The sequence below is a fragment of the Rhodosalinus sp. genome, from assembly GCF_046542825.1.
Taxonomy (GTDB): domain Bacteria; phylum Pseudomonadota; class Alphaproteobacteria; order Rhodobacterales; family Rhodobacteraceae; genus Rhodosalinus.
Genome location: NZ_JBKHAQ010000032.1, coordinates 17,113 through 27,014, shown reverse-complemented (window position 1 = coordinate 27,014; position 9,902 = coordinate 17,113). Strand labels below are relative to the sequence as shown.

Annotated in this window: 8 protein-coding genes and 1 riboswitch; of the genes, 5 read left to right on the top strand and 3 right to left on the bottom strand. The window is 70.9% G+C overall.

The features are described from left to right. Positions 1–103: 103 nt before the first annotated feature. Complete coding sequence (gene ftsY, locus ACLFOB_RS06375; RefSeq protein WP_410925542.1) at positions 104–1,432, top strand: signal recognition particle-docking protein FtsY; 1,329 nt, start codon at positions 104–106, stop codon at positions 1,430–1,432. Between the two features lie 88 nt (positions 1,433–1,520). On the opposite strand, the gene ACLFOB_RS06370 is transcribed toward ftsY, so the two are convergent. Continuing rightward, a complete protein-coding gene (locus ACLFOB_RS06370) occupies positions 1,521–2,069 on the bottom strand; it encodes an MgtC/SapB family protein (RefSeq protein ID WP_410925541.1) in 549 nt (182 codons plus the stop codon). 48 nt (positions 2,070–2,117) lie between these two features. Between ACLFOB_RS06370 and ACLFOB_RS06365 the strand changes: the two genes are divergently transcribed. Both ACLFOB_RS06365 and ACLFOB_RS06360 read left to right on the top strand, forming a co-directional pair. Continuing rightward, positions 2,118–3,020 (top strand): EamA family transporter, encoded by a 903-nt coding sequence (locus ACLFOB_RS06365; RefSeq protein ID WP_410917649.1) that lies wholly within the window; start codon positions 2,118–2,120, stop codon positions 3,018–3,020. Next, positions 3,013–3,633 (top strand): inner membrane-spanning protein YciB, encoded by a 621-nt coding sequence (locus ACLFOB_RS06360; RefSeq protein ID WP_410917650.1) that lies wholly within the window; start codon positions 3,013–3,015, stop codon positions 3,631–3,633. The genes ACLFOB_RS06365 and ACLFOB_RS06360 overlap by 8 nt, the downstream gene beginning before the upstream one ends. A 125-nt stretch (positions 3,634–3,758) precedes the next feature. On the opposite strand, the gene ACLFOB_RS06355 is transcribed toward ACLFOB_RS06360, so the two are convergent. After that, entirely contained in the window at positions 3,759–4,682 is a 924-nt protein-coding gene (locus ACLFOB_RS06355; RefSeq protein ID WP_410917651.1) for a hypothetical protein, read from the bottom strand. 114 nt (positions 4,683–4,796) lie between these two features. Continuing rightward, positions 4,797–4,874, top strand: a riboswitch (SAM riboswitch). A gap of 62 nt (positions 4,875–4,936) precedes the next feature. Here ACLFOB_RS06355 and metZ point away from each other — a divergent pair. Next, entirely contained in the window at positions 4,937–6,118 is a 1,182-nt protein-coding gene (metZ, locus tag ACLFOB_RS06350) for an O-succinylhomoserine sulfhydrylase (RefSeq protein WP_410925540.1), read from the top strand. A 192-nt stretch (positions 6,119–6,310) separates the two neighbouring features. Further along, entirely contained in the window at positions 6,311–7,405 is a 1,095-nt protein-coding gene (gene folE2 / locus ACLFOB_RS06345; RefSeq protein WP_410925539.1) for a GTP cyclohydrolase FolE2, read from the top strand. Between the two features lie 857 nt (positions 7,406–8,262). Here folE2 and ACLFOB_RS06340 read toward each other — a convergent pair. Beyond that, positions 8,263–9,828 carry a phytoene desaturase family protein gene (locus ACLFOB_RS06340; protein ID WP_410925538.1) on the bottom strand — a complete coding sequence of 522 codons (1,566 nt, stop codon included), beginning with the start codon at positions 9,826–9,828 and terminating at the stop codon, positions 8,263–8,265. Positions 9,829–9,902: the final 74 nt, after the last annotated feature.

The following is a 9,902-nucleotide window of genomic DNA, read 5'->3' as shown; positions in this document are numbered from 1 at the left end:
CATGGCATCTAGCACGCGAATGCGGAAACATCAGGGCACACCGCGCCCTTCCATCCCGGACCGGCAGGGTTTACCTGACAGGCAAACCTGAGGAGGCGCGGCCATGGCGTTCTTTTCCAAGCTCAAGGACCGGCTCTTCAAGTCCTCGTCGAAGCTCGACGAGGGGCTGGAAGCCATCGTGGAGGAGGGCGGCACCGTCGAGCCGGCCGCGCCGGAGACACCGCGCCCGGAGCCCGAGCAGCCGCAGCGCCCAGAGCCACGGCCCGAGCCCGAACCGCAGCCGGTGCCGCCGCGCGAACCGGAGCCCGAACGCGAGCCCGAACCGCAGCCGGTGCCGGAGCCAGAGCCCGAGCGCGAGCCGGAGCGCCCGCCCGAGGTGCCCGAGCCGGGACCGCATCAGCCGCCCGAACAGCCGCAGCCGACCGATCCGCAGCCCGCGCCGCCGCCGCCCGAGCGGCCGCAGCCCGGCGATCCCGCGCCCGGACCACGGCCGGTCGAGATCCCCGGCGACACGCCCGACGAACTGCCCCCGCAGGAGGGGCGGGGCCTGATCGGCCGGCTCTTCGGGCGGCGCGACGCGGCGCCGGTGATGCGCCGCACGCTCGACGACGACATGCTCGAAAGCCTCGAGGAGCTGCTGATCGCGGCCGACATGGGCGTGGACACGGCGCTGCGGGTGACCGCGAACATGGCCGAGGGCCGGCTAGGCCGGAAACTCTCGGTCCAGGAGATCAAGCAGCTTCTCGCGTCCGAGATCGCGCGCATCCTCGATCCCGTGGCGCGGCCGCTGCCGCTTTATGCGAAGCGGCCGCAGGTGGTGCTGGTGGTGGGGGTCAACGGCTCTGGCAAGACCACGACCATCGGCAAGCTCGCCAGCCAGTTCCGGGGCGCGGGCAAACGGGTCGTGATCGCCGCCGGCGATACCTTCCGCGCGGCGGCGGTCGAGCAGCTTCAGGTCTGGGGCGAGCGGGCGGGCGTGCCGGTGCTGACCGCGCCCGAGGGCTCGGACCCCGCAAGCCTTGCCTTCGACGCGATGACCAGGGCGCAGGCAGAGGGCGCGGACCTACTGCTGATCGACACGGCGGGACGCCTGCAGAACCGGCAGGACCTGATGGAGGAGCTTGCCAAGATCGTCCGCGTGATCCGGAAAAAGGATCCCGACGCGCCGCACAACACGCTTCTGGTGCTCGACGCGACCACTGGACAGAACGCGCTCAACCAGGTCGAGGTGTTCCGCAAGATCGCCGATGTCACGGGGCTGGTGATGACCAAGCTCGACGGCACCGCCAAGGGTGGCGTGCTGGTGGCGCTGGCCGACCGCTTCGGCCTGCCCATTCACGCCATCGGTGTGGGCGAGCAGATCGACGACCTTGCCCCTTTCGACCCGGACGAATTCGCGGCCGCGCTCACGGGACTCGAGCGGGCGGCATGAGGGCGCCGCCCGGCGGGCGCATCGGTCCCGCCGCGCCCGGAGCGTGGCGCCCGGCGCCGCCCGGGGGATCGCTGCGGGCGGGGCTCCTTCAGTCGGGCGGGTCGTCCCGGCGCGCGTCGGCATCGTCATGTTCGCGGGTCAACGGCGGCGGAATGAGCCGCAGCAGCCAGAGCACGACAAGCGCCAGAAGCGTCGCCATCGCCGCAAGACCGAGGCTGCCCGTACCGCAGGCCAGCCCGATCGCGCCGGCAAGCCACATGCCGCCCCCGGTCGTCAGCCCGCGCACCCGGTCGCCGCGCAGGATGATCGTGCCCGCGGCAAGGAAGGCCACGCCCGCCGTGACCGCCTCGACCAGCCGGATCGGATCGAACCGCAGGTTGTCTTGGGCGATGCCATCGAGCGTCATCAGGTCGAAGGCCACCAGCGTGAAGAGGCACGCGGCGAGCGAGATCAACATGTGGGTCCGCAGGCCGGCCGCCTTGTCCTTCAATTCGCGCTCCCAGCCCATGATCCCGCCGAAGAGCAGCGCCGCGCCCATGCGCAACCCCGCCTCTGCAAAGGACAGCGTCCCCGGCGGGGCCAGCGTGCCACGGCTGTCGGTCAGCACGCGCGAAAGGTCGGAAAGCGTGTCCTGCATCGCGCCAGCCTCGCCCAGCGGCGCGCCGCTGGCAAGCGGGGCGCGCGCATGAGCGCATGGCTCGTCAGCCTGGAAGGCACCGCGCAGGGAGAGACGCTGGCCACGGCGCTCGCGCTCTTCGCGGCCTTCCTGCACGCGGTCTTCGGCGCATTGCAGAAGGGGCGGCACGACCCCTGGCTCAGCCGCGGCGCGATTGACCTCTGCTATGCCGCCATCGCCGCGCCCTTCGCCCTGTTCGTCGTGCCCTGGCCCGAGCCGCACATGTGGCCGATCTTTGCCGGCGCGATGCTCATCCACCTGGGCTACAAGATCCTGCAGGGGCTGGCCTATTCCCGCGGCGCCTACACCGTCGTCTATCCGGTGGTGCGCGGCACCGGGCCGCTCTTTGCGGTCATCGGCGCGCTGGCGATCTTCGGCGAGGCCTTCAGCCCCGCGCAGTGGCTGGGCCTTGCGGTGCTGCTGACCGGTATCTTCGGGCTTGCCGCCTACAATCTCGCCTTCTGGCCCACCGCGCGCGAGACGCTGCCCGCGGCGCTGGCTCTGGCTGTCGCCACCGGCCTCTTCGTCGCGCTCTACACGACCTGGGACGCCTACGGCATCCGGGCGACGGCCGATCCCTTCACCTTTCTCGCGTGGTTCTTCTTCCTCGACGGGATCATGATCCCGGGCTTCGTCTATCTCTACTGGCGGCGGATGCCGGACCGGCCGGCGGCGGGCGGGCTGATGCTGCGCGGGGTGATCGGCGCCTTCGTGGCCTTCGGCAGCTTCGGCTCGGTCATGCTGGCCACCCGGCTCGACGAGGTGGGCGAGGCCGCGGTGCTGCGCGAGACCTCGACCGTTTTCGCGGCGCTGATCGGCTGGCTCGCCCTGAAAGAGACGGTGGGGCCGCGCCGGATCGTGCTGATGGCCTTGATCGCGGCGGGGGCCGTGATAGTGGAAGCCAATGGCTGAACACCGCACGTCCGACCCGAAACCGATCTCGCCCTGGCTCAAGCAGACGCTGGAGCTGGGTCCGCCGCTTCTGTTCTTCGTGATCTACCTGCGGCTCCGGGACGAGGTCTTCACCTTCGGCGGCGTGGAGTATTCCGGCTTCATCGTGGCGACGGTCGCCTTCGTGCCGATCATCCTGGCGTCGATGGGGGCGCTGTGGTGGCTGACCGGCCGGCTCAGCCGGATGCAGGTCTTCACCGCGCTGATGGTGGTGGTTTTCGGCGCGCTCACCGCCTGGTTCAACGACGAGCGCTTCTTCAAGATGAAGACCACGATCGTCTACGGCTTCTTCGCGGCGCTGCTTGGGCTGGGCCTTCTGTTGGGTCGCAGCCTGCTGGCCTATGTCCTGTCGGAGGCGCTGCCGATGGCGCAGGAGGGCTGGATGATCCTGACGCGGCGGCTCACGGGCATGTTCGCCGCGCTCGCCGTGGGCAACGAGGTGATCTGGCGGACCATGTCCACCGACACATGGGTCAAGATCGAGACCTTCGGCTTTCCGCTCCTGCTCTTCGCGTTCCTCTGGTGGCAGATCGTCGCGCTGCAGCACCACATCGAGGACGAGGAGAAGGGCTAGACGCGGCGCTTGTCGGTCCTCGGGCATCCTTTCCCGGGGGCCCCGGCGTCCTGCCCGGTCGCTGTCCCGGGTCGCGCGCGGAGTCGATCGCGTCGCAACGGGGCCGGGGAACTGCGGGCGACAGCTCAGGAGGGCGCTCTGGCGAGCGCGGCAAGCTCCGGTGCGACGTCGCGCGCGCGGCGCGTGCTGCCGGGGGCCAGCGCGGCGGCCAGCGGCGCGAGCGGGAGGCGCGCAGGCTCGCGCAGAAGCGCGCGATAGAGATCGAAGACACCGGGACGCAGGTAGGCCGACCAGTGGCAGACACGCCGCGCGGGCGGCGCGACCGGAAAGCCGCGCGCGGCCAGTGCGGCCAGCACCCTTGCCTCGTCGAGCCGCAGGGTCAGCCGCCGCGGCCCGGGCGCAAGGCCGCGGCCCAGGGTCGAGTCGCCGCGGCGCGGTGGTGCGAACAGCCCTTCGACCATGAGATCGAAGAGCAGGTTCTCGCGGCTGGCGACGTTCACGATTTCGGCGCGGCGCCCCCCGGGCGCGTCGAGCGCCGCCTCTGCCGTGCCCGCGAACTCGGCCCCGGCCAGCAGGATCACCCGGCCGAAGGCGCCCGCAGGTGCCCTGGCCATCGCGGCGAGCGCCACCCGCGCGCCCAGCGAATGGGCCACCACATGCACCGGGCGATCCGGCGCGGCCGCATGCAGGACCTCGACGGCCGAGGCAAGTGCCGCGCCCGCCGCCTCGGCCCTGCGCCAGGCCTCCCAGATCGTGCCGCGGGCGTGCCAGCCAAAGGCCAGCGCCAAACCCTCGGTCACGCGATCGCCGGTGTAGCCCAGCGCGCGCGGCCAGCTCAGCGCCTTCCAGCAGTCGCGCGGCTCCAGTGCGAGGATATGGCGATGCGGGCAGCGCAGGGGATGGGCGGGGATGAACTTGTAACCGTGGATCATCGCGACGATCGGGCCCTTGCTGTCGCGCACTGCCTCCGCCAGGAACGGGCCCGGCGCCTCGCCGGTGGCGTGAAGCCGCGCGCGATCCTCGGCGGCATCGAGTCGGACAAGGGTCATCGGCCCAGCCCCCCACTAGATGTTGTGGGCCGCCTAGCGCGGTTTCGCAACGACTCGGTGACGCGCATATGACGCGCCGGTGACGGTGTTGACGGGCAACAGTGCGGGCGGTATCGGGGCAGTCGTGGCGATTTGTTGCCGGATTGCGGGCCACGTTAAACACACCGCTAAAGAGGTCAGGCCGGACCGCCCCCGTTCGCTTGACCGCGACGGGGGGCTTTTGTTTCGGGCATCGCGCCCGAGGGAGGTTCGGAATGGCCGAGGACTGGAAGCCGCGCACGCGGCTGGTGCATGGCGGCGCGCGCCGGTCGCACTACCGCGAGGTGAGCGAGGCGCTCTTTCTCACGCAGGGCTTCGTATACGAAACCGCCGCCGAGGCCGAGGCGCGGTTCCGCCAGGCGGGGCCGGACGAGTTCATCTATGCGCGCTACGGCAATCCCACCGTGGCGATCTTCGAGGACCGGATCGCGGGACTGGAAGGCTGCGAGGCGGGCTTTGCCACGGCCAGCGGCATGGCCGCCGTGGCGGGCGCGCTGATGGCGCTGACGAAGGCGGGCGATCACGTCGTCGCCGCGCGCGCGCTCTTCGGCTCCTGTCTCTACGTGCTCGAGGAGGTGCTGGGCCGCTTCGGGGTCGAGGTCACGCTGGTGGACGGCACGGACCTCGACCAGTGGCGCGCGGCGGTGCGCGCGGACACGCGGCTGGTGTTCTTCGAATCCGTCTCGAACCCGGCGCTCGAGGTGACCGACATCGCCGCGGTCGCGGAGATCGCCCATGCCGCGGGCGCGCTGGTGGTGGTGGACAACGTCTTTGCCACGCCGGTCTTCTCGCGCGCGGCGGAGCAGGGGGCCGACATCGTGATCTACTCGGCCACCAAGCACATCGACGGGCAGGGCCGGGCGCTGGGCGGCGTGATCCTGGGCCCGCGCGAGATCCTGCGCGGGCCGGTCCAGACCTACATGAAGCACACCGGCGGGGCGCTGTCGCCCTTCAACGCCTGGGTGATGCTGAAGGGGCTCGAGACGATGGACCTGCGCGTGCGCGCGCAGGCCGAGAGTGCCGCGCAGATCGCCGCCGCGCTCGAGGGGCACCCGAAGCTCGCGCGCGTGCTCTACCCCGGTCTGCCCTCGCATCCGCAGTTCGACCTCGCGCAGCGGCAGATGGGCAGCGGCGGCACCATGCTGGCCTTCGAACTGGCGGGCGGGCAGGCGGCGGCCTTCCGCGCGCTCGACGCGCTTCGGGTGGTGCTGATCTCGAACAACCTGGGCGACGCGAAGTCGATCGCGACGCATCCCGCGACCACCACGCACCAGCGGCTGCCGGAGGCGCAGAAGGCGGCTCTGGGCATCACGCCGGGGCTGGTGCGGCTGTCGGTGGGGCTGGAGGATCCCGGGGATCTGATCGACGACCTGTTGCAGGCGCTGGAGGCGGCCTAGACGCGCGGCTCATCGCGCCCCTGCGGGCGCTCTTCGCGAGACGTGCCCGCAGGGGCGCGCCGAGCGCGCCGCCCGTGCCCCCGCGCAGGGTGTCTCCGCGCCGGCGCCCGGAAAAATCGCCGCGAGCATTGGAAGTGTCGCGGTCCGCGGCCTATGTTCAGCGCCCGGACAGGGACCAGAGGGTACGACGCCATGACCATCCATCTTTCCGATCTGGACCGGCCCCCCGGGCGCGACGAGGCCGAGGCCGCACTCGACCGTTTTCGTCGCTGGATGGCCGAGGCGACCGAGGCGGAGATCGCCGCGCTCGATCCGGCGATCCTGCGCCTGCTGCCGGGCGCCCCGGACTATCCGGCGTTGTCGCGCGTCTACCCGGAGGAGTTCGGCGCCGACGCGGCCTATCGTGCCACGCTGCCCGACCTGCAGAATGGCCCTGCCGCGCTGATCCGCGGCGCACGTCGGCCGATCCAGCACGTCGGCATCTCGAACTTTCGCCTGCCCATCCGCTTCCGTACGCGGACGGGCGGCGACGTGACGCTGGAGACCTCGGTCACCGGCACGGTCAGCCTCGACGCCGAGAAGAAGGGCATCAACATGAGCCGCATCATGCGGAGCTTCTACACCCATGCCGAGCGGGTGTTCAGCTTCGACGTGATCGAGGCGGCGCTCGACGACTACAAGGCGGACCTCGACAGCCTGGACGCGCGCATCCAGATGCGCCTGTCCTTCCCGATGAAGGTCGAAAGCCTGCGATCGGGCCTTGCGGGCTATCAGTATTACGACATCGCGCTGGAACTGGTCGAACGCGCGGGCGTGCGCCGGCGCATCCTGCACCTCGACTACGTCTATTCCTCGACCTGCCCCTGCTCGCTGGAGCTGTCGGAACACGCGCGGCGCGAGCGGGGGCAGCTTGCCACGCCGCATTCGCAGCGCTCGGTGGCGCGCATCTCGGCCGAGCTCACCGGGGAAGGCTGCCTGTGGTTCGAGGATCTGGTCGAGATGTGCCGCCGCGCGGTGCCGACCGAAACGCAGGTCATGGTCAAGCGCGAGGACGAGCAGGCCTTTGCCGAACTGAACGCCGCGAACCCGATCTTCGTCGAAGACGCCGCGCGGCTCTTCGCCGCGGAACTCGAGCGTGACCCGCGGGTGGGCGACTTCCGCGTTGTGGCGAGCCACCAGGAGAGCCTGCACAGCCATGATGCCGTGTCCGTGCTGCACGAAGGCGAGACCTTTGCCGCCGAAAGCCTCGACCCGCGGCTTTTCGGAACTCTCATCCACGCGGGCTGAGGCGGGACGGAGGCTCCGTCCCCGGTCTGTGCCGGGCCCCGCATGTGAGGGAAACGTTCGGGCGCGGCGGACGCGTGCCGGTCAGCAGGCAACACCTCCGGCAGAGCGTCGTCCGGGCGCCGCCGCCGGCCGTGAGCACGCCGGTGGACCGGTGGCAGGACGGAGCCGCGGGTGTCGCCGATCACGCCGCGCGCGCCGGCCCTGGACGATCTCGCCGGGGTCCAGGTGATCCGGCAGGCGCAGCATCACGCCGCCGCCTAGGCGCGCCGCGTTCTCCGGCGAGGCGAAGGGCAGGGCGTGGCGGCGGGCGACCTCCGCGACCCGGTCGCTGAGCGCGCAGTTTCGTGCGCAGAGCCGCGCGCGGGCCCGCGTGCCAGCGCCGCGCCGGCAGGGCGGCGAGCGCGGAGAAGGCGGAGGGCGCGCCGTGGTCGAAGAGGCGCGCATCGGGCGCGCAGGAAAAGCGCGCGATGTCCCGGTTGAAGGGCACCGGCTGGCTGAACCAGCCGCGCAGCTCCGGCCGAGCCTCGGCGATGCAGTCTTTCGCCATCCAGAGCGCCCCCGCGCCGGGCGGGCCGCAGAGCCACTTGAGCGAGGCGGAGAGGGCCAAATCGGGGCGGGTGTCGCCGGCGGGAACCCCCCTTGGCCAGAAGCTCGCGCGCCAGATCGGGGTCGAGGGGCACCAGGGTCGACGGGGCGCAGGCAGTGTAGTGCGGGATCTGCAGCGTGTCGATGTCTGCAGCGTGTCGATTGCCGCGCGCTTTGCTCTTGATGCGTGTCGGGGTGGCCGCCGCCGTCCGGTTCGCGCTGGCCGCAATGATTGATTGGGCCGGAAACTTGTCAATGCATATATCGCTGCGTCACCTCCCCACGAGTTTCTCGGCCAGCATGGTGCCCGATCCCGCGCCTGTGCCGCCGCCCGGCCATGTCGAGGCGCCCACCAGATGAAGCTTCGGAACCGGCGTGGACCAGTCCGCATGTCCGGGCACCGGGCGGAAGAGAAAGTTCTGCGCCGGATGATGCGAGCCCGCGATCTGGTCGCCGCCCACGAGGTTGGGGTTCTCCGCCTCGATATCCGCGGGCGACAGCACGGCCTGCCCGATGATCTTGTCCCTCAGACCCGGCGCGTAGGCTTCCAGAATGTCCAGCACGCGCTCTGCCATGGGTTCCCGCGCGCCGTCCCAGTCGGTTGCCGCGATCTCGCCCCCGGCGTCGCCCCGGATCGTGCCGGGCACCATGCGCACCTGCACCCAGAGCGTGTGCTTGCCCGCTGGCGCGCGCGTGGGGTCCACCGTGCCCGGCTGGCCCACCACCAGCACCGGTTCGCGCGGCAAAAGCCCGTTGACCGCCTGCGTATAGGTCTCTGCCATCTGCTGCAGCGAAGGGGCGAGGTGGACATACATGAAGCGTTTCAACTCCGCCCCCGCCGCCCAGTCCGGCAACCCGTCGAGCGCGAGGTGCAGCATCATGGTTCCCGGCGCATGGCGGAAGCGCGCCATCTGGCGGTCGTAGCGCTCCGATCCGCTGCCTGCCGGCAGAAGCCGCATGAGCCCCTTGGGTGCGAGGTTGGCGATCACCGCGCCGCCCGCCCGCTCGACCCGGCCGTCGGCCAGCCGCACGCCGGAGGCGACGCCGCTTTCAACAAGGATTTCGGTCGCTTCCGCGCCGGTCTCGATCCGTCCGCCGCGCGCCTCGATCATGCGCCGCAGCGCCCGCGTCACGGTATCGGCGCCGCCCTTGCCGATCACCATGCCGAAGCTCTGGCTGGCCATCGCCTCGAGATAGGGAAAGACCGCGCCGCCCGACTGGTCCGGCGGAAAGTCCAGGTGCATCCCCCAGGCCGCGCACATCGCCTGCACCCGCGGGCTTTCGAAGTTCTCCTGGAGAAAGGCGCGCGGCGAGGTGAACATCAGCTGCGCGAGCTTCAGCAGGAAGGCCGAGTCGCGTGCCCGCCAGATGCGGAAGGCGGTTTTCGCCAGCGAGGTAGGGGTCATCGGGCTGCCGAGGATAGAGAAGATGTGCGGCGCATCCTTGGCGAATTCGCCCAGCATTTCCTGCCAGCGCGCGGCATCCGCGGCGCTTTCCCCCGCGATCCGCGCCGCCGTCAGCGCCGGTTCGGTCGAGACGCCCAGCCACTTGCCGTGAGGGAACGCCGTTGCGAAACAGTCGCTTGCAGGCACGAACTCAAGCCCGTGGCGGGCCAGATCCTCGCCGAAGCGCGCGTGAAAGCCCGAGCCTGCGAAGAGTGACAGGTTAAGCGCGCCCCAGTCGTGGCGAAAGCCGGGCTCCGTGAGTTCCGCGGTGCGCACCGCGCCGCCGATCTCCGTGTTGCGCTCGTAGACCGTGACACCCCAGCCCTTCGCCGCGAGCGCCGCCGCCGCGGCCAGCCCGTTGATGCCTGCGCCGATCACGATGGCGTCCGCCATGCCGCCCCCCTTGCGTTGTCCTTCATCCGGACCGGACATTTGCATGCGCATATTTTCTTGTCTACGCTCGCCCC

Bases quoted from the DNA above. Each gene is read 5' to 3' on its own strand.
- ACLFOB_RS06355 (WP_410917651.1), bottom strand. From the start codon at position 4,682: ATGACCCTTGTCCGACTCGATGCCGCCGAGGATCGCGCGCGGCTTCAC.
- ACLFOB_RS06360 (WP_410917650.1), top strand. From the start codon at position 3,013: ATGGCTGAACACCGCACGTCCGACCCGAAACCGATCTCGCCCTGGCTC.
- ACLFOB_RS06340 (WP_410925538.1), bottom strand. From the start codon at position 9,828: ATGGCGGACGCCATCGTGATCGGCGCAGGCATCAACGGGCTGGCCGCG.
- metZ (WP_410925540.1), top strand. From the start codon at position 4,937: ATGGCCGAGGACTGGAAGCCGCGCACGCGGCTGGTGCATGGCGGCGCG.
- ACLFOB_RS06370 (WP_410925541.1), bottom strand. From the start codon at position 2,069: ATGCAGGACACGCTTTCCGACCTTTCGCGCGTGCTGACCGACAGCCGT.
- ACLFOB_RS06365 (WP_410917649.1), top strand. From the start codon at position 2,118: ATGAGCGCATGGCTCGTCAGCCTGGAAGGCACCGCGCAGGGAGAGACG.
- folE2 (WP_410925539.1), top strand. From the start codon at position 6,311: ATGACCATCCATCTTTCCGATCTGGACCGGCCCCCCGGGCGCGACGAG.
- ftsY (WP_410925542.1), top strand. From the start codon at position 104: ATGGCGTTCTTTTCCAAGCTCAAGGACCGGCTCTTCAAGTCCTCGTCG.